Source organism: Streptomyces alkaliterrae, from assembly GCF_007097205.2.
GTDB lineage: Bacteria > Actinomycetota > Actinomycetes > Streptomycetales > Streptomycetaceae > Streptomyces > Streptomyces alkaliterrae.
Window position 1 is genome coordinate 1 of sequence record NZ_VJYK02000097.1, and the last position, 17,756, is coordinate 17,756.

Below are 17,756 nucleotides of genomic sequence, written 5' to 3' on the forward strand. Positions count from 1 at the left end.
CCCTCCGGGCCCTCCCCCTTCGGACCCTCCTCCGGCGGCGGCCAGGAGTCGCCCCAGGCGGCGTCGCGGGCGGCACGGTAGGCGGTCCGGTCGCGCTTGGTGACCGTCCGGCGGGCCAGGCCCTCGCGGTCGGTGCACAGTTCCAGAAGGACCTGCCCCTTGCGGATCTGCGGCCGACGCACGATCCGCCCCTGGGCGGGGGTGCCGGAGAGCGCGTGGCCCTGCTCGTGTGGGCCGGCGTCCTCGGCCGGGTCCGGGCGGACGGCCGCCACGTAGGAGTACTTCTCGTCCTCGTGGCCGAGCGAACCGCCCTTGACACGCCGGTGCAGCGAGGAGCGGCTGACCCGCGCCGCGAAATGGCACCAGTCCTCACCGGGCACCATCGGGCAGCGGTCGCTGTGCGGGCAGGGCGCCAGCACGGTGAAACCGGCGCCGACCAGCCGGTCCCGGGCGGCCATCACCCGCATGTAGCCCTCGGGCGTGCCCGGCTCGATCACCAGGACCGCGCGTGCGGCCGTGCCGGCCGCGTCCACCGCCGCCGCCCGGTCGCCCTCGGTCAACTCGCCCAGCACGTACGAGATCGTCACCAGGTCGGTCGGCGGGAGTGCGAGGGCGGGGCCGATGCGCTCGCGCCGCCACTCGACGTCCGGCAGGGCCCGGGCGGCCAGCTCCCGGCCGATGCCCAGCGCCGACTCCGACCAGTCGAGCACGGTGGTGTGCACCCCGCCCGGCCAGGCGGCGGCCACCGCCCAGCCGGCCGCGCCGGTGCCGCCACCGACGTCGACGTGCCGCCGGGGCCCCCACTCCGGCAGTCGGGCGCGGAACTCCGCCAGCGCGGCGCTCACCGCCGCGAACGTCGCCGGCATCCGGTAGGCGGCGTAGGCGACCGCGTCCGCCCGGTCCCGCAGAACAGGCGTGTCGGTGGTCGTCCGGCCCCGGTACTCGCTGATCAGCCGCTCGACGGCGGCGGTGGCCCGGCTCGGCGGCAGGCCGTCCAGCAGCGCGGCGAGCGCCGAGCGGAGTTCTTCGTCGTGCACCGGGGAAGTGTAGGTCCTGACGCCGGCCGGTGCGTCCGGGCGGACCTGCTCGTCCAGGCGGGCCTACTCCCCGTCCGCCACCTCGACGATGGCACCGTCCTTGTCGACGGTGTGGGTGCGCCAGTACACGTCCCATTTGTCGTCCACCTTCTGCGGCACCTTGCCCTCCGGGTAGCGCGCGTACCCCTCCGGGACCTCCTCGCCGTTCTTGACGCACTGCGAGCCCGTGCCGCCGATGGTCATGGCCGGGTACTCGCCGTTTCCGCAGATGCTGTCCCGGATGGAGCAGCCGGTGAGCGCCACGGCCGCGAACGAGCCTGCCAGCAAGGCGGCAGCGACGGCTCCGAGGCCGCGGGCCCGGCGGACGCGGGCGGCGGGGCGAGGGAGGAAGGTGATGCGCTTCACGGCTGGTCTCCTGTCGTTCGTGTGGTCACCACCCACTCTCGCCCGCGCCGAGCGCGTGGGCCTGAGTACCCGTACTCAGGAAACGATCACCGGCTACTCAACCGCGGCGGCCGCTGCCGGACCGCGCGGGCGAGGCGGGTGGCGGCGGCCGCGCGGGGGCCGCTGTCCGGCACGGCCGGCCGCACCGGGTGCACGGTGTTGGCGAGCAGCACCAGGAACGTGTCCGTCGCCCGGTCCACGACCAGGCTGGTGCCCGTGAAGCCGGTGTGGCCGGCCGCGCCGCGCCCGGCCAGCTCGCCCATGAACCACGGCTGGTCGACGGCGAAGCCCAGCCCCGGGGCGTCCAGCAGCAGCGCGACGGAGTCGGGGGCGAGTATCCGGGCCCTGCCGTAGGCGCCGCCGCCCAGCAGCGCGCGGCAGAACACGGCGAGGTCGTCGGCGGTGCCGAACAGCCCGGCGTGGCCGGCGACTCCGCCGAGCGCGTACGCGTTCTCGTCGTGCACCACGCCGCGCAGCATGCCGCGGTCCGCTTTGGCGCGCGGTCTTCGCTGGTCCTCGGTGGCGGCGGCGCCCAGTACCGGGCCGAAGCGGGTCGCGGACATCCGCAGCGGCCCGGTGACGCACTCCCCCAGCAGCACGTCCAGGCCCTGGCCGGTGACCTGCTCCAACACCTGTTGCAGGGCGAGGAAGTTGAGGTCGGAGTAGCGGTGGCGGCGGCCGGACAGCGGGCGTTCGGCCCACAGCAACTCGAGTCCGTGCCCGTCGTGGAAGGGCAGTTCGGGACGCAACCCGGAGGTGTGGGTGAGGAGTTGGCGCAGCGTGATGGCGGCCTTCCCGGCGCCGCCGAACTCCCGGACGTACGCGGCGGCCGGGCGGTCGAGGTCGAGCGTGCCGCGCTCGACCTGTTGGAGGACGGCGACGGCGGTGAACAGTTTGGTGAGCGACGCCAGGTCGAACGGCGTGTCGGGGCGCATCCGTTCCGGCTCGTCCGCCAGCGCGCCGGCCGTGCTCCACCGGGACGCCCAGCCGGTGGCGTGCCGCAGCACCAGGTACGGGCCGCGTCCGGCGACCACGACGGCTCCGGCGCACCAGCCGCGCCGGGGCAGCTCGTCCATCTCCGCCGCGAGCGCGTTGATCTGCTCGGGGTCGAGTCCCGCCTGCTCGGGGCTGCCGTGTCTCAGTCGTGCTGACGCCATGGACGGCACATTACGAGGAAGCAGCCCGCGGCGAGCACGATCACGCTCAGCTGGGTCAGCGCCATCGGCACCGCCGTGTGCTCCCCCGCGATCCCGACCAGCGGGGAGGCGATCGCGCCGACGAGGAACTGGGAGGTGCCGATCAGCGCGGACGCGGTACCGGCGGCGTGACCGGCCCGCATCAGCCCCTGCGAACTGGCGTTGGGCAGCACGAGCGCCATGCCGGACATCAGCACGAACAGTCCCGCCGCGACGGCGGCCAGTCCGACGTCGCCGAACACGCCGGTGGTCATCAGCAGCAGCGCCAGCGCGGCGGTTCCGGTGACGACCAGTCCGGCGCCGATCACCGTGTCCAGCCGGACCCGGCCCACGAGTACCCGGCCGTTCAGCTGGCCCGTCGCGACCAGCCCGATCGAGTTGACCATGAACAGCAGGCCGAACGTCTGCGGGGAGGCGCCGTAGATCTCCTGCACCACGAACGGCGAGGCCGCGACGTAGGCGAAGAGCGCGGCGAAGGTCAGCGAGCCGGCCAGCAGATAGCCGGTGAAGACCCGATCCCGCAGCAGGGTGCGCATCGTGCGCAGCGCCTCGCGGACGCCGCCGCCGTGCCGCCGGTCGGCCGGCAGCGTCTCCGGCAGCCAGCGCGCGGCGACCAGCGCGAGCAGCGTGCCGACGACGGCGAGGGTGAGGAAGATCCCGCGCCAGTCCGTCACCCGCAGCAGCTGTCCGCCGAAGACGGGCGCGAGCACCGGCGCCGCGCCGGAGACGAGCATCAGAGTGGAGAAGAACCGGGCCATCGCGAGCCCGTCGAACAGGTCGCGCACCACGGCCCGGGCGATGACGATGCCGGCCGCGCCCGCCAGGCCCTGCACCAGCCGGAACGCGGTCAGCGCCGCCATCGTCGGAGCCAGCGCGCAGGCCGCGCTGGCCAGCACGTAGCCGGCCATGCCGATCAGCAGCGGTCGGCGGCGGCCGAACCGGTCACTCATCGGCCCGACCACGATCTGGCCCACCGCCAGTCCCAACAGGCAGGTCGTGAGCGTGAGTTGGACCTGGGAGGCGGCACCGCCCAACTCCCCGCCGAGAGCGGGGAGAGCGGGGAGGTAGAGGTCCATCGACAGGGCGGGCAGGGCCGTCAGGCTGCCGAGGATGAGGATGAGCAGCAGCCCGGTGCGGCGGCCGCGCGTCAACCGCTCGACCGACCGGGCGGTGGTCGCGGCCGACGAGCCCGGCCGGGGGGCGCCGGGCTCGCTGTCGCTGGTGGGTCGGCTGGACGACCGGGTGGGTATTCCGGCCGGTCCTCCGGGACCGGAGTCGGTCATGCACTCTCCTGGATGTGGACGGCGCCCGCATTCTCCCAGGGCCGCCGACCGGTTCCCAACGAGTTCCCGCCGCGCCCGCCGTTCCGGGTGCGTCAGGCTCAGGCCCGGCGCAGGCCGGGCGCGCCCGCCTCGCAGACGAACGAGGCGGCCGTGCCGATCTCCGCGCCCGGAGTCGTGACCCGGTCGACCGTCCGGAAGTCCGCCCGCAGCCGGCGCGCGTCCAGCGTCACCAGCAGGTAGCCGCGCCGACCGTCGTAGAACCGCAGATGGGGGTTGGCGTCCGTCAGCGTCTGCCAGTTCGCCGGTCGCCGCGCCCCGTCGCCGCCGCTGGAGACGGACGTGGTGACCAGTTCCACGGCGGCGATCCCCCTGTCCGGGCGGTCCGGGTCGTGGTGGACGTCGAAGGCGTAGTGCACGTGTACGTCACCGGTGAGGAAGACCAGGTTCGGCACGCCCGCCTCGCGGGCGCCGCGCAGCACCCGCGCCCGGGCCGCCGGATAGCCGTCCCAGGCGTCCATGGACAGCGGCCAGGGCCCGGCCACCCGGTTGCGCCGCCGGGCGAACACCACCTGCTGCGGCACGAGGTTCCACACCGCCCGGGACTCCCGCCAGCCGTCCAGCAGCCAGCGTTCCTGGGTGGCGCCGAGCATCGTCCGCGCCGGGTCCTCCGACTCCGGGGAGGGGAGCTTCCAGCCGTCGCCGTTCGCCTGGTCGTCCCGGTACTGGCGGGTGTCGAGCACGTCGAGCTGGGCGAGGCGGCCGTACCGCAGGCGGCGGTAGAGCCGCAGGTCGGGTCCTTCCGGGCGCTGCGGCGCGCGCAGCGGCATGTTCTCCCAGTAGGCCCGGTAGGCGGCGGCGCGGCGCAGCAGGAACTCGGCGGGCGGCAGGTTCTCCTCGGGCTTCTCGGGGATGTCGCCGGCGTAGTTGTTCTCCGTCTCGTGGTCGTCCCAGGTGACGATCCACGGATGCGCGGCGTGCGCGGCCCGCAGGTCGGGGTCTCGGCGGTAGAGGGAGTAGCGCAGCCGGTAGTCGGTGAGCGTCATCGTCTCCCGGTCGAAGTGCGCGGGCAGGGTGCCGGCCGGATAGCCGCGCGCGCCGCCGGTGCTCTTCACCGGGTACTCGTAGAGGTAGTCGCCGACGTGCAGCACGGCGTCCAGGTCCTCTTCGGCCAGGTGTCGGTAGGCGGTGTAGTGGCCCTGGTCGTAGCGCTGGCAGGAGACGACGCCGAAGCGCAGGCGGGCGGGGTCGGCGTCCGGCCCGGGCGCGGTGCGGGTGCGGCCCACCGGGCTTGTCCAACCTCCGGTGAGGAAGCGGTAGTAGTAGGTGGTGGCCGGTTCCAGGCCGTCGGGTTCGACGTGCACGGAGTGGTGGAACTCCGGGTGCGCGGTGGCCACTCCGGCGCCGACGCGGCGGCGGAAGCCGACGTCCCGAGCGATCTCCCAGCGGACGGGCACGGGCCGGTCGGGAAGTCCGCTGTCCGGCTGGTACGGGTCGGGGGCGAGTCTGGTCCACAGCACCACCGAGCCCGGCAGCGGGTCGCCGGAGGCGACGCCCAGGGTGAAGGGCTGCTTGCGGATGGCGGCGCCGGGCAGCGGGGTGACGGCCCGGCTGGTGTCGGGGAGGTTGGTGGCGAAGGCGATCGCCGAGGCCGCGCCGGCGACGGTCAGGAAGCGGCGGCGGTTGAGGTGACGTACGTAGGCACGGAGTTCGCGGTCAGCGCTCGCGGAGTGCGTCATGGGAGCGAGTGCAGCGCGGCGGTATGGCGTGCCGTTGTCACGCACACGTCACTGCGTTTGCGGATGGGTGGCCTTTGCGGATGGGTGGCCTTTGCGGATGGACGGCCGCCGCGTGCCACGCCGCGCACCGCGTCGCGCGCCGACGCCCCCGGGTGTCCCGTACCCTGCCGCCATGACGACGGAGATCAACGAAACGTCGAACGCGCCGGGCTGGGGCGCCGGCAGCGCGGTGGTCACCGGCGCCGGCTCCGGTATCGGCCGCGCCGTGGCGCTCGCGCTCGCCGACGCGGGCTGGTCGCTCACCCTCGCGGGCCGCCGCGCCGAGGCGCTGGAGGAGACCGCCCACCTCGCCGGCGACCAGGCCAGGGTCGCCACGCTCCCCACGGACGTCACGGACCCCGACGCCGTCGACGCCCTCTTCGCGGCGGCCGTCGAGCGCTTCGGCCGCCTCGACCTGCTCTTCAACAACGCCGGCACCTTCGGCCCCGCCTCCCTCCCCGACGAACTCTCCTACGAGGACTGGAAGTCGGTCGTGGACGTCAACCTGCACGGCGCGTTCCTCTGCGCCCGCGCCGCGTTCCGCGTGATGCGGACCCAGACCCCGCAGGGCGGCCGGATCATCAACAACGGCTCGATCTCCGCGCACACCCCGCGCCCCCACTCCATCGCCTACACCGCGACCAAGCACGCCATGACGGGACTCACCAAGTCCCTCTCCCTGGACGGCCGCCCGTACCGCATCGCCTGCGGCCAGATCGACGTCGGCAACGCCGCCACCGAGATGACCGCGCGCATGCGCAGCGGCATCCTCCAGGCCGACGGCCGCACCGCCGTCGAGCCCGTGATGGACGCCGACGACGTCGCCCGCACAGTCCGCCACATGGCCGAACTCCCCCTGGAGGCGAACGTCCAGTTCACCACGGTCATGGCCACCGCCATGCCGTACATCGGCCGCGGCTGAACCCCGGCGGCGGGCAGGGCGGGAATGCCGGGCCGAGCCCGTCCGTTGCAGCCGACATGAGCGAGCAGCAGCAACCGGCGGCCCCCGCCGCGACCGCCCCCGAGATCCTGCGCTACACGGCCTTCTCGACATCGCCCGACGGCGGCAACCCCGCCGGCGTCGTACTCGACGCCGGCGGGCTCGACGCCCCGTCCAGGCAGCGCATCGCGGCCGAGGTCGGCTACTCGGAGACGGCGTTCCTCACCCCTCCCCCACCGGAGCTGGCAGCCGAGGCGGGTAGCTCCGGGCGCGCCTTCACCATCCGCTACCACAGCCCGGAAGCGGAGGTCGACTTCTGCGGACACGCCACCGTCGCCACCGCCGTCGCGCTCGCCGAACGGCACGGCCCCGGCAACTACGCCTTCGCCACCCGCGCCGGCGTCGTCCCGGTGACCGTCGACGACGAACTCCGGGCCACACTCACCAGCGTCCCGCCACGGATCTCCGACATCACCGACGTCGACCTGACCGCCGTCCTGGAAGCCCTGCGCTGGTCCCCCGCCGACCTCGACCCCGCCCTACCGGCGCGCATCGCCTACGCCGGCAACGACCACCTCGTCCTCGCCGCCGCCACCCGCGCCCGCCTCGCCGACCTCGACTACGACTTCGACGCCCTCCGCGCGCTGATGCTGCGGCTCGGCCTCACCACGCTGCAACTCGTCTGGCGCGAGAGCGAGACGGTCTTCCACGTCCGCGACCCGTTCCCGGTCGGCGGCGTCGTCGAGGACCCGGCGACGGGCGCCGCGGCCGCCGCCTTCGGCGGCTACCTCCGCCTACTCGACCTCGCCCCCGACGGCGCCGTCCTCACCCTCCACCAGGGCGAGGACATGGGCCGCCCCGGCCTCCTCACCGTCACCCTCCCCGAGGACGACCCCCGCATCCACGTCTCCGGCACAGCGACGGCCCTGCGGTAACCGCCGCCGACAACCATCCCCGTCCTGCCTGCCGCACCCCTGGCCGAACGCGCGGCGGAGACGTTCGGCGGCGCACAGCACCGCCAACCCGTACGCCACATCTGGAGGGATCTCCACCCACTGCTGGCCGATCGCGTCCTCGTGCGGTCCGTCGTGCCCGGCTGCTCGCGCACAGGGCAGGCGTGCGGCGACCAGAGGAGGCCTCTCCTGCCACGGGGTCGGCGCCGGCCACACGGCTCAACCGCCACGCTCGCCGCATTGTCCCGGTGGCGGTTCATCGGGCCGCCACCTTCGGGTCGTCGAACTGTCCCTGGCCGAGCGGTACGCAGGTGGTGCAAGCGCGATGGGACCAGCCCGGGCCGGTGTTCTGTTCGACGATCCACACCGTCCGCACAGTCGCGTCCTGGTTGTCGCACCGGTGGCAGCGTTGTCCCGTCACTGCGCCACCCGCCGGCGCTCGTGGCAGTGGCAGACGCAGACCTCGTAGTGGACGCCGTAGCCGGGCGACGGGCGCGCCTCCCCGTGCGTACAGTCGTCATGAGCCCGGATACGGCACTCCCAAGAGATGTAGGCGGCGGGCTCGGTGCTACGGCCACCGGGCGGAGGGGCTACCAACGCCGCGCGCGGCGGAGGTTGTTGCGGGGCGAAGCGAAACAGAACGACCATGATTCACCTTCGTGACGTGTCGAGTACCGACTGTCACGAGCCTGCCCGACTGCGAGGTCCGAGACTTTCATCAAGAAATGAAAGTGCCGACCGGGTGACGGCGGTCAGATGCCCAGCCAACGAGAGTAGGCCCTGAGCTGTGGTGACGGCGTCCCCCGGCGCCGCAGCAGGGACAGCACCGTCTCCCTCGCCGTCGGGTGATAGCGGGTCTGCGCTGGCGCCGCATCGCGGGCACTGATCAGCGCGTGCAGCGCCTTGTCGGCACGGCCCAGTTGCTCGTAGGCGCGAGCCATGTCCATCTGGTGGTGTCCTTGCCGGTTCAACGCCCAGCCCGACGGCAGCCGCAGTCGCTCCCCGTACTCAACCGCTTGCCCCGGCTTGCCCAGGTCGATGAGAGTGGACACCTGGTGGATGCCTACGTTGACCTCGTCGAATACAAGACCATAGGGGTCTCGCTGACCCTTGATCCGGTGTGCGACCTGCTGGGCTTTCCGAATCCGGTCACGCACGTCCACCGCGCTGGAGCCGCCTCTCCGCCGAGCATGAATGACGGCCGCCTTCAACTGCATCGTTCCGAGAAGCGACTGAGCGCGCGCGTTCCCCCGGCGGGACGGCTCCTCCAGCATGCGTTCCACCAGTGCCACCTGACGAAGGCCGATGTCGTATCCGCCGTGATGGAGGAGATAGTCGCTGCGGTAGTGACACACGACCGCCGGAAGGTAGGGATCCGCCGACAGCGCGCTCGCCGCTTCCATCCTCTCGAGGGCCAGCAGTCCGAGATCGAGAAAGCCCAGCTTGTGCGTGAAGTAGCGGGCCAGGCAGTACATGATGGCCAACGCCGAGTACACCCGCTGACGGTCCGGCCCAGGTGGCGTGGTGTCGGCGATCGTCACCAATTCGCCGATCAGAGCCGGTCCCTCGGAGCCGATGACCAGGTACTCGCCGCGTAGTCGACTGGCCTCCAGGCGGCTCAGATCGACCCGCACCGCCTCAAGGCTCCGTGGCTTCGCGCCCTCTTCCCTGGAGAGTCCGGGGCTGACGATGGCGTGCCTGATGGGCTGGACGAACTCCTCCAGCCGATCCCGTCGGAGAGCATCCATATAGGGCTGCCCGGTGAGGTCGGTGACGCGCACACGCAGCGCACGCGCACAGGCCGCCGTCACCGTCGGTGATGCCGCCAGGTGGCCGCTCTCCACCTTCGTCAGGGTGCTGTACGAAACGTGAGATCGCTGGGCCAGGCCATGCTGGGTGAGCCCTCGCTGGTTCCGGATGGCCTTGATGCGTCGGCCGACAGAGATGTCGTACCGCAGACCGGGGGCGTCGGACATGCGCACTCCGTTTCTGACTCGACGCCTGGAACGGTACTCGCCGCGAGCCGCGCGTGTGGTGAATCCTCGAACGGCGGGGGACGGTTGTCGTGCTGTGATGGCGGCATGACTACTCGCTCGCTCTATCTCATCGGGTGTGCGGCTCCGCCCGTGCTTCACGTCCGGAGCGCCGTTGCCGCCGCCCAGGCGGAAGGCTGGGAGGTCTGCCTTGGTCTCACGCCGACCGCACACTCCTGGCTCGGGGACCGGGTGGCCGATTTGGAGGAGTTGACCGGTCACCCGGTGCGCACCCGGTGGCGTCGCCCCGGCGAGAGCGGGGTGCCCTGGCCGCCGGCCGATGTCGTCGCCGTCGCGCCCGCGACGCTCAACAGCATCAGCGCGCTGGCGCTGGGCTTGACTCCGTCCTACGTCGTCGGCGTCGCGGCCGAGGCGATCGGCGCCGGAGTGCCCGTGGTGGTGATGCCCTGCGTCAAGACCACTCTGGCCGCCCACCCGGCGATGGACCGCTCAGTGGAGACGCTGCGTTCGGCAGGGGTGCGCGTGCTCTACGGGGAGGGCGGGTTCGTACCGAACCCGCCGGGGCAGGGCCGCCCTGAGGAGTACCCATGGCGGTTGGTGCTCGACGCGGGCGAGCATGCCCTCGCCAATGCGCGGCCAGCGAAACCGTGAGGGGCCTGCGCCGACACCGGGGTCAGGGTTCGTCGTGCTCCGGGGGGTGCCAGGCGGGCCACTCCTCGGAGCCGTCCACCCAGTGGACCTGCTCGGGATCGTCCAGGTCGATGTCGGGGAACACCTCGCGCACCCGCGCCTCGAAGTCCTCGCGCGCGAGCGGTTCCCAACCGATCCCGCGCAGCCAGACCAGCCGGTAGCGGCTGTTCTCGCCGAAAGACCCCACGACCACGGGGTACTCGGGCTCTGGCGGGCGCTTCTTCTCCATACCCAAGCGTGGGCACACCACGTGCGGCTCCGCATCCGGAACACCGCCGAACGGGGGACGGGCCGGGCCATCCGTCTGGATGACCCGGCCCGTCCCCTTGTCGGATCGGTCGACCGCTCCCGTCAGCAGTACGGGATGGGGTTCAGGTTCTTCGCGTAGCGGGCGGAGACCCAACCGCGGCCGTCGGACAGCTTGTACCAGATCTTGTTGCCGTCGACGTTGGCGCCCTTGGCCTTGCAGGCGACCTTGAAGACCGTGCCGGGCTTGAGCGAGCCCTTGGCGTGGTGCGAGGTGTTCGGGCTCTTGCGGATCGTCAGCGGGCTCTTGGAGATCACCTTGGCCTTGCCGTGGACCTTGTGGTTGCCCTTGCCGTGACCGTCCTTGCAGTCACAGTGGCCCGGCTTGCCCTTGTCGCCCTTGTCGCCCTTGGGTCCCTTGGGGCCCTGCTTGCCCTTGTCGCCCTTCGGGCCCTTGTCGCCCTTGGGTCCCTTGGGGCCCTGCTTGCCCTTGTCGCCCTTCGGGCCCTTGTCACCCCGGTCGCCCTTGTCACCCTTGGGGCCCTTGTCACCCCGGTCGCCCTTGTCACCCTTGGGGCCGGAGTCGCCGCGGTCGCCCTTGTCACCCTTGTCGCCCTTATCGCCCTTGTCGCCCTTCGGGCCCTGCGGGCCGCCCGGGGTTCCGGGCTCACCACGGTCGCCCTTGTCGCCCTTGGGACCGGGACGTCCCTGGTCGCCGCGGTCACCCTTGTCGCCCTTCGGGCCCTGGTCACCCTTGGGGCCCGGACGACCGTGGTCGCCACGGTCACCCTTGTCGCCCTTATCGCCCTTGTCTCCCTTGGGGCCCGGGCGTCCCTGGTCGCCCTTGTCGCCCTTCGGGCCGGAGTCGCCGCGGTCTCCCTTGTCTCCCTTGTCGCCCTTCGGGCCCGGGTCGCCCTTGTCGCCCTTCGGGCCCTGCGGGCCGCCCGGGGTTCCGGGCTCACCACGGTCGCCCTTGTCGCCCTTGGGACCGGGACGTCCCTGGTCGCCGCGGTCGCCCTTGTCGCCCTTCGGCCCCTGGTCGCCCTTCGGGCCGGGACGGCCCTTGTCGCCCTTGTCCCCCTTGTCGCCCTTCGGGCCCTGGTCACCCTTCGGACCGGGACGACCCTTGTCGCCCTTGTCACCCTTCGGACCCTGGTCGCCCTTCGGACCCTGGTCACCCTTGGGGCCGGGCTTGCCGTCGTCGCCCTTCTCGCCCTTGTGCCCCTTGTCGCCCTTGGGGCCGGGTTTGCCCTTGTCGCCCTTGTCGCCCTTGTCGCCCTTCTCGCCCTTCGGGCCGGTGACCGGGGTGGCCACCGCGAACGGCCACGGCGAGTGGTGGAAGTCGGCCTTCGCCTCCCACTTGCCGCCGGTCAGCGTCGTCCCTTCGGGGGCGTCGTCGTCGACCCGGATCATCACCGACAGCTTGACCTTGCTGTTCGGCTCGAAGCCGAACGCCGTCCGCTCCCGCCAGGAGCAGCTGAGCACGCGGGCGTCGTCCGAGAGGCCGCATCCCATCCGCGTCGGCTCTTCGTTCCAACGGAAGGTGCTCTCTCCGAACCTCGTCTGGCGGGGCGCGGTGACCCGGAACGCCTTGACGTCCGCCCTGCCGTCGCCGTTGGTCGCGACGAGCGTGACCTCGCCGTACTTCCCCGGCGCGATCGAGGAGACGTACGGCTGGGACATGTTGAGGTTGCTGGAGTCCGCGAACGCCGGGACGGCGGGCGCGAGGAGAGTTGCGGTGGCCAGCGCGGCGACGGTCGCCAGACGGGCTCTGTGTGCGGGCTGCATGTGGGCACTCCGGGGAGCAGGGGAAACCGACGTGGACCGACCCCGACGCCCACCCGGACGCGGGAAGCGTCCAGGGCGGCGGGGGCGGCACCTCGGCCATTGCGCCGGAAGTCGCCCCGATCTCCCGCTCGACACACCGCGCCCCGCGTGTTGTCGCCTACTCCCCGCCTGAATACCACTCGTTCGGGGCAATGTACGGCTCCCCGTCCGGGGTAGCGCGGGAGGCCCGAAGGTGACGCGGGGGCCGCGCCGCGACGGCAACAGTGCCGGTCAGCGCGCCGAGCAGCCGCCTCGCACGGTCGCAACCCGAGCGTCAACCCGGCGGCAGTGCTCCCTCGCCGCGCAGGCGGTCGAGTTCCCTGCGGTCCCGCTTGGTCGGTCGGCCCGCGCCCCGGTCTCGCACCCCTGCGGGGGCGACGGCCTCGCGGGGCGGCGGGGGCGGACTGTTGTCGACGTACGCCTCGACGGCGGCCGGCGCGCCCACGCGCTTGCGCAGCACCTTCTCGACCACGACGACGCGCTCCCGCCCCGCGTGCCGAAGCCGCACCTCGTCGCCCGCCTTCACAGCCTGGGCAGGCTTGGCCCGGTCGCCGTTCACCCGAACGTGTCCGGCCCGGCAGGCGGAGGCCGCGAGCGACCTCGTCTTCACCAGCCGCACGGACCAGATCCACACATCCACCCGGACGGTTCCCTCACCACCAGCCATACCCCCGACGATACGCGGTTCGCCACCGCCCCCGGGGCCGGGAACCCGTGATCGCGCGGGCGGCGTCCCCGCGCGGGGAGGGGCAGTCACCCCTCGCCCTCCGACTACGACCACTGGGAGCCACCGTGTCCGACACCGTTCGAGCGACTGCCGACCGGTACCTCTACCTCGTCCGGCACGGCGAGGCCACCGCGGACGAGTCGGGACTGACCGACGTCGGCCGGGAGCAGGCGCGGGCGCTGGGCCGCAGGCTGCGGGGCGTCGGGTTCGACGCCTTCCGGTGCGGGCCGCTGCCCCGGGCGGTGGAGACCGCCCGCCTCGTGGCGGCCGAGTTGGGCGACGGCGGTGCCGCACCCGAGGTGTCGCGGGCCGCCGGGGACTACGTGCCGTACGTACCCGAGCGCGCGGAGCTTCCGGCGGAGCACGCCGCGTTCGCGGACCGCCTCGCCGACGTCCCGGCGGACGAACGCCGGCAGGGTCGTGAACTGGCGGCTCGGGCGCTGGCCGAGTTCACCGGTCCGGTGCCGGGCCCGCGTCCCCGGCGGGAACTGGTGGTGACACACGCGTTCCTCGTCGCGCATCTTGTCGCCGTTGCCCATCACGCCCCGCCCTGGCGGTGGATGGGGCTGAATCCGGCCAACGCCGGGCTGACGGTCATCCGTTACGCGGCGGACAGGCCGGCCGCAGTGCTCTGCTTCAACGACCTGTCTCATCTGCCGGAGGAGGCCCGCTGGACCGGCTTCCCGCCGGAGCTGCACGTGTGAGCCCCGCCGCCGGAGCGCCGCCGACCAGCAGCTCGACGATCGACGGAAAACACCACTTGTCGACTCGTCGACTCCTGACGAGGCTACGCGGCGACTCGCCCGCTCCCACCCCACAGGAGACAGGTATGACCGAGACAGGTATGACCGGCGGAACACCCCAGGCACCGTCCACCGGACGCGGCGGCAGATCCCGTTCCCGGACGACGCGGCGTCGACGTGCGGCTCTTGTCACGGTCCTGTGCGCGCTGCTCACCGCGCTGGGCCTGGGCGGCGCCACGTCGGCCGCCGCGACGGATGCGGCAGCCGCGGCGGCCGACGCGAGCAAGCCGGCGATACGCGGCGGGAACGTGCTCCACAGCACGTCCGGGTCGTGCGTGGTGGCGGTCAACGCCGCCCGCGGCGAACAGCGTTACGGCGTCATGGCCGGCCACTGCGGCGGTCTCGGAACCGTCTGGTACGCCGACGCTGGTCTGCGCCGGCCGGTCGCGGTCGGGGAGTCGGTGGGCCACCCGTCCCGGCAGTACGTGGTGATCCGCTACACGAGTACGGAGTTCGCGTACCCGAGCGAGCTGGTCGGCGACTCGGTCACCGGCCCGGTCCGTGTCACCGGCGTCCGGTCGCCGGCGCCCGGGCTGGCCGTCTGCCACCGGACGGCGACGATCGGCCTCCGCTGCGGCACGATCACCGCGGTCAACCAGACGGTGAACCTGCCGCAGGGGACGCTGACCGGGCTGTTCCGTGCGAGCCTCTGTGCGGAGCCAGGCGACACACTGATCGGGACCCCCGCCCACTCAGGAAGCCAGATCGTCGGCTTCCTCCTCGCGGCGAGCGGCAACTGCCGTACCGGCGGCACGACCTTCCACCAGCCACTGGCACCGATCCTCGCGGCCCACAACCTGACCGTCGCCTACTGACGTCGGCGCCCGCCGCCACGGCCGCCGCTCAGCCGGGTATCAGGGCTTCCCACTGCTCGCGGGTCGGACCGTCGTGCTCCGGCTCGTACTCCGGGTGGGCGGCCAGCCACGCCGTGACGTGCCGTTCCACCTCGTCCGTGCCGTAGGCGTCGCCGGCCGTCCGCACGAGGTGACGTACCTGGGCCCGGGCCCTCATCACCACCGGGTCCTCGAACGCGCACACGGCCCGGGCGGCGGCCCGCCGGTCCGAGAGCGGCGCGCCCTCGGCGAGGCGTTCCGCGTTGGCGCGGTCGGCCGCGGCCTGCTCCTCGAACCAGGGGCGGAGCGCGCTCATCGACCAGTTGTGGTGGTGGGCGGGGTCCGCGACGATCCGGTCCGCGTGGGTGGCGACGTGCTGGGCGGCCAGCAGGCCGAGGGCCACCCCGTGGCCGAAGGTGGGGTTGGTGTGGACGAGGCTGTCCCCGACGTTGGTCAGGCCGGTGGCCACGGGCCCGTTGTCGTCGACGAGAGCGGTCCAGCGGTTGTCCAGGCCCGCCATGGCCAGCACGTCCGGCTGCGGTTCGGGGTCCAGGTCGAGCCAGGCGGCGCAGGCGGGGAAGAGGCGCGCGGCGGCCTCGAACACCGCCGGGTCGGTGAGCGCGGCGCGGCTCGGATCGTCCGTGGCGAGCACGATGTTCGCCGCGAAGACGTTGTTGTCGGAGGGGAAGACTCCGGCGAGCGCGAAGGCCGCTGCGGAGCCGGTCTTCACCCGCCCCGGGTCCTGCGGGCCGTCGGCCCGCAGGCGGTACCAGCGGCACAGGTAGGCGATCCCGGCGCGGTGGCTCTCGACGAGCGGCGGCCGGCAGCCGGCCGCGACCAACCAGTGGGGAACCTTCGAGCGGCGGCCGGACGCGTCGACGACGAGGTCCGCCGGACACGTCTCCTCGCCGACCCGCACGCCGGTCACCCGGGCGGGCCGCCCCTCCTCGAAGGTCAGACCGGACACCCGTCGGCCGCGCCGCACGTCAACGGCGCTCTCCCGGCGCAGGGCCGCGCTCAGCGCGGCCTCCAGCACGATACGCCGGGTGCGGACCGTCACCAGGTCCTCGTCGCCGGGGCGATGCGGCGGATGCTGTCCGAACCAGTCGAATTCGTGGTACTCGTGGGCGCCGCGGGCCAGCAGATCCGCGTAGACGTCCGGGGTTTCGGCCCGCAGAACGGTACGCACGGGTGCGAGGAACGAGTGGGGCTGGTCGGCCTGCGGCACCCGGGGCCGGTGCCAGCGGAAGAAGTCCCGGTCCAGGTCCTCCCCGGCCTCCCGCGCGTCCTGCTCGAACAGCGTGACCGTATGGCCCCGCCTGCCGAGCATGAGGGCTGTCGCCAGCCCGCTGATACCCCCACCGACCACCGCAACCCGCGCCACAGAAGCTCCCCTTCGCGTCGTGTTGCGGGTTCATCCTACGGTTCGATGATCTTCACCCGACTCCTGCCCCGCTCACCCGGGCCGGGATCACGCCCGGCAAAGGGGGCGGCAGACGAGTCGCGCTGTACGCCGGATTCTGTCTCCGGGGGCCTCGCGGCCCGCCGGGAGGCGGTCATCCATCTGGGACCGGTGTCGCCACCGGCCTCGTGCGGTCCACCCGCGAACTCGGGCGAGCAGCCCTCGGACGTTCGCGCAGGCCGCCGTCCTCGCGGACGCGGCCCTCTTGACCTTGCTCCGGGTGGGGTTTACCTAGCCGCCCAGGTCACCCTGGGCGCTGGTGGTCTCTTACACCACCGTTTCACCCTTACCGGGGGCCTGTCGGCTCCCGGCGGTCTGTTTTCTGTGGCACTTTCCCGTGGGTCACCCCAGGTAGGTGTTACCTACCACCCTGCTCTGCGGAGTCCGGACGTTCCTCGGCGGACCGGCGTCGCCGCCGGACCGACGCGACCGCCCGCGCGGCTCGTCTGCCATGGTCATCCTACGTCGGGCCGAGGACCGGGCTCGCCCTCGGTCCTCGCGGGAAGTCGGCGGTGGTCCGCTTCAGGCGGCGCCCCGGTGGGCAGGCGTAGGCGGAATAGCACGCGTGCCGTCGCCGTTGTGCGGGACATCAAGGACCCTGAGAGGCAGGCCCCATGAGCACCATCGAACTCACCACGGACAACTTCGATCAGGTCGTGTCGGAGAACGACTTTCTGCTGATCGACTTCTGGGCGTCCTGGTGCGGGCCGTGCCTGCGCTTCGCGCCGGTCTTCGAGCAGGCGTCCGAGCGGCACCCGGACCTGGTCTTCGCCAAGGTCGACACGGAGGCGGAGCAGGAGCTGGCCGCCGCGTTCGAGATCCAGTCGATCCCGACGCTGATGATCGTGCGGGACAAGGTGGCGGTCTTCGCGCAGCCGGGCGCGCTGCCGGAGGCGGCCCTGGAGGACGTGATCGGCCAGGCCCGCGCGCTGGACATGGAGGCGATCCGCAAGTCTCTGGAAGACGGCCGGCCCGGGGCGTGATCCCTCCACTCGCGCCCGGCGTGGAGGGCGGCGCGTGCGCGGGCGTGGGCGCCGGGTGTGGACGCCGGGCGCGGTGGCGGTGTGGGGGGTCGTACGCTTCATGGCGCTGTTGCCGGGTTGTGAGCTAGGGAGAGTAGTCCGTGCTTGTGCTGTTGCCGCCGTCCGAGGGGAAGGCCGCCGGAGGGACGGGGCCCGCGCTGGATCTGGGGGCGCTCTCGCTGCCGGGGCTGACGGCCGCCCGCGAGGCGGTGTTGGACGAGCTGGTCGAGCTGTGCTCGGCCGACGAGGAGAAGGCCCGGGAGGTGCTCGGGCTGAGTGAAGGCCTGCGGGGCGAGGTCGCGAAGAACGCGGCGCTGCGGACGGCCGGTACGCGCCCGGCGGGTGAGGTCTACACGGGCGTGCTGTACGACGCGCTCGAGCTGGCGACGCTCTCCGCGGCGGCCCGGGAGCGGGCCCGGCGGGAGCTGCTGGTGTTCTCCGGGCTGTGGGGCGCCGTCGGGGTGGCCGACCCGATCCCGTCCTACCGGCTCTCGGGCGGTGTGAAGCTGCCGGGGCTGGGCTGT

17 protein-coding genes and 1 other RNA gene are annotated in these 17,756 nt (G+C 72.8%); 7 read left to right on the top strand and 11 right to left on the bottom strand.

Annotated features, from left to right (window positions below; genetic code table 11):
- The 5 genes from FNX44_RS11650 to FNX44_RS11670 all read right to left on the bottom strand — a co-directional run.
- The coding region (locus FNX44_RS11650) for a small ribosomal subunit Rsm22 family protein (protein WP_143647981.1) at nt 1-1,037 on the bottom strand (1,037 nt) is incomplete at its 3' end.
- A gap of 63 nt (nt 1,038-1,100) precedes the next feature.
- Nucleotides 1,101-1,433, bottom strand: a complete 333-nt coding sequence (locus FNX44_RS11655) for an SCO0607 family lipoprotein (protein ID WP_407699119.1) — start codon at nt 1,431-1,433, stop codon at nt 1,101-1,103.
- Nucleotides 1,434-1,528: 95 nt separating this feature from the next.
- Nucleotides 1,529-2,638, bottom strand: a complete 1,110-nt coding sequence (locus FNX44_RS11660; RefSeq protein WP_173019160.1) for a serine hydrolase domain-containing protein — start codon at nt 2,636-2,638, stop codon at nt 1,529-1,531.
- Nucleotides 2,620-3,960, bottom strand: coding sequence for a multidrug effflux MFS transporter (locus FNX44_RS11665; protein WP_143647982.1), 1,341 nt, complete (start codon nt 3,958-3,960; stop codon nt 2,620-2,622). The genes FNX44_RS11660 and FNX44_RS11665 overlap by 19 nt, the downstream gene beginning before the upstream one ends.
- A gap of 98 nt (nt 3,961-4,058) precedes the next feature.
- The gene (locus FNX44_RS11670) at nt 4,059-5,696 is read right to left on the bottom strand and encodes an alkaline phosphatase D family protein (RefSeq protein ID WP_143647983.1); all 1,638 of its coding nucleotides are present in this window, start codon (nt 5,694-5,696) and stop codon (nt 4,059-4,061) included.
- A gap of 172 nt (nt 5,697-5,868) precedes the next feature.
- Here FNX44_RS11670 and FNX44_RS11675 point away from each other — a divergent pair, with 172 nt between their 5' ends.
- Together FNX44_RS11675 and FNX44_RS11680 are read left to right on the top strand one after the other, a co-directional pair.
- Nucleotides 5,869-6,657 carry an SDR family oxidoreductase gene (locus tag FNX44_RS11675; RefSeq protein ID WP_153507162.1) on the top strand — a complete coding sequence of 263 codons (789 nt, stop codon included), beginning with the start codon at nt 5,869-5,871 and terminating at the stop codon, nt 6,655-6,657.
- 56 nt (nt 6,658-6,713) lie between these two features.
- On the top strand, nt 6,714-7,610 hold the full coding sequence (locus FNX44_RS11680) for a PhzF family phenazine biosynthesis protein (protein ID WP_143647984.1): 897 nt from the start codon (nt 6,714-6,716) through the stop codon (nt 7,608-7,610).
- 770 nt (nt 7,611-8,380) lie between these two features.
- On the opposite strand, the gene FNX44_RS11685 is transcribed toward FNX44_RS11680, so the two are convergent.
- A complete protein-coding gene (locus tag FNX44_RS11685) occupies nt 8,381-9,604 on the bottom strand; it encodes a helix-turn-helix domain-containing protein (protein WP_143647985.1) in 1,224 nt (407 codons plus the stop codon).
- A 105-nt stretch (nt 9,605-9,709) separates the two neighbouring features.
- Here FNX44_RS11685 and FNX44_RS11690 point away from each other — a divergent pair, with 105 nt between their 5' ends.
- Nucleotides 9,710-10,273: a flavoprotein gene (locus FNX44_RS11690; protein ID WP_143647986.1), complete on the top strand. Its 564-nt coding sequence runs from the start codon at nt 9,710-9,712 to the stop codon at nt 10,271-10,273.
- Nucleotides 10,274-10,295: 22 nt separating this feature from the next.
- Here the strand turns inward: FNX44_RS11690 and FNX44_RS11695 are convergent, their stop codons facing one another.
- From FNX44_RS11695 to FNX44_RS11705, 3 genes are all read right to left on the bottom strand, one after another.
- Nucleotides 10,296-10,541 carry a hypothetical protein gene (locus FNX44_RS11695; RefSeq protein WP_143647987.1) on the bottom strand — a complete coding sequence of 82 codons (246 nt, stop codon included), beginning with the start codon at nt 10,539-10,541 and terminating at the stop codon, nt 10,296-10,298.
- 122 nt (nt 10,542-10,663) lie between these two features.
- Nucleotides 10,664-12,346 carry an SH3 domain-containing protein gene (locus FNX44_RS11700; RefSeq protein WP_143647988.1) on the bottom strand — a complete coding sequence of 561 codons (1,683 nt, stop codon included), beginning with the start codon at nt 12,344-12,346 and terminating at the stop codon, nt 10,664-10,666.
- Nucleotides 12,347-12,659: 313 nt separating this feature from the next.
- Complete coding sequence (locus tag FNX44_RS11705) at nt 12,660-13,064, bottom strand: RNA-binding S4 domain-containing protein (protein WP_407699120.1); 405 nt, start codon at nt 13,062-13,064, stop codon at nt 12,660-12,662.
- Between the two features lie 113 nt (nt 13,065-13,177).
- Here FNX44_RS11705 and FNX44_RS11710 point away from each other — a divergent pair, with 113 nt between their 5' ends.
- Together FNX44_RS11710 and FNX44_RS11715 are read left to right on the top strand one after the other, a co-directional pair.
- The gene (locus FNX44_RS11710) at nt 13,178-13,816 is read left to right on the top strand and encodes a histidine phosphatase family protein (protein ID WP_143647990.1); all 639 of its coding nucleotides are present in this window, start codon (nt 13,178-13,180) and stop codon (nt 13,814-13,816) included.
- Nucleotides 13,817-13,941: 125 nt separating this feature from the next.
- Nucleotides 13,942-14,730 carry a S1 family peptidase gene (locus FNX44_RS11715; RefSeq protein ID WP_143647991.1) on the top strand — a complete coding sequence of 263 codons (789 nt, stop codon included), beginning with the start codon at nt 13,942-13,944 and terminating at the stop codon, nt 14,728-14,730.
- 28 nt (nt 14,731-14,758) lie between these two features.
- Here the strand turns inward: FNX44_RS11715 and FNX44_RS11720 are convergent, their stop codons facing one another.
- Nucleotides 14,759-16,132, bottom strand: coding sequence for an FAD-dependent oxidoreductase (locus FNX44_RS11720; RefSeq protein ID WP_143647992.1), 1,374 nt, complete (start codon nt 16,130-16,132; stop codon nt 14,759-14,761).
- Nucleotides 16,133-16,241: 109 nt separating this feature from the next.
- Nucleotides 16,242-16,655, bottom strand: an RNA gene (gene rnpB / locus FNX44_RS11725) — RNase P RNA component class A.
- 169 nt (nt 16,656-16,824) lie between these two features.
- On the opposite strand from rnpB, the gene trxA reads away from it, so the two are divergent.
- Nucleotides 16,825-17,193 (top strand): thioredoxin, encoded by a 369-nt coding sequence (gene trxA, locus FNX44_RS11730; RefSeq protein WP_143647993.1) that lies wholly within the window; start codon nt 16,825-16,827, stop codon nt 17,191-17,193.
- A gap of 140 nt (nt 17,194-17,333) precedes the next feature.
- Nucleotides 17,334-17,756: peroxide stress protein YaaA (gene yaaA / locus FNX44_RS11735; RefSeq protein ID WP_143647994.1), on the top strand; the 423-nt coding region annotated here is incomplete at its 3' end.

Coding starts and splice junctions, on each gene's coding strand:
- FNX44_RS11660 (WP_173019160.1), bottom strand. CDS start 2,638: ATGGCGTCAGCACGACTGAGACACGGCAGCCCCGAGCAGGCGGGACTC.
- FNX44_RS11665 (WP_143647982.1), bottom strand. CDS start 3,960: ATGACCGACTCCGGTCCCGGAGGACCGGCCGGAATACCCACCCGGTCG.
- FNX44_RS11670 (WP_143647983.1), bottom strand. CDS start 5,696: ATGACGCACTCCGCGAGCGCTGACCGCGAACTCCGTGCCTACGTACGT.
- FNX44_RS11675 (WP_153507162.1), top strand. CDS start 5,869: ATGACGACGGAGATCAACGAAACGTCGAACGCGCCGGGCTGGGGCGCC.
- FNX44_RS11680 (WP_143647984.1), top strand. CDS start 6,714: ATGAGCGAGCAGCAGCAACCGGCGGCCCCCGCCGCGACCGCCCCCGAG.
- FNX44_RS11685 (WP_143647985.1), bottom strand. CDS start 9,604: ATGTCCGACGCCCCCGGTCTGCGGTACGACATCTCTGTCGGCCGACGC.
- FNX44_RS11690 (WP_143647986.1), top strand. CDS start 9,710: ATGACTACTCGCTCGCTCTATCTCATCGGGTGTGCGGCTCCGCCCGTG.
- FNX44_RS11695 (WP_143647987.1), bottom strand. CDS start 10,541: ATGGAGAAGAAGCGCCCGCCAGAGCCCGAGTACCCCGTGGTCGTGGGG.
- FNX44_RS11700 (WP_143647988.1), bottom strand. CDS start 12,346: ATGCAGCCCGCACACAGAGCCCGTCTGGCGACCGTCGCCGCGCTGGCC.
- FNX44_RS11715 (WP_143647991.1), top strand. CDS start 13,942: ATGACCGAGACAGGTATGACCGGCGGAACACCCCAGGCACCGTCCACC.
- trxA (WP_143647993.1), top strand. CDS start 16,825: ATGAGCACCATCGAACTCACCACGGACAACTTCGATCAGGTCGTGTCG.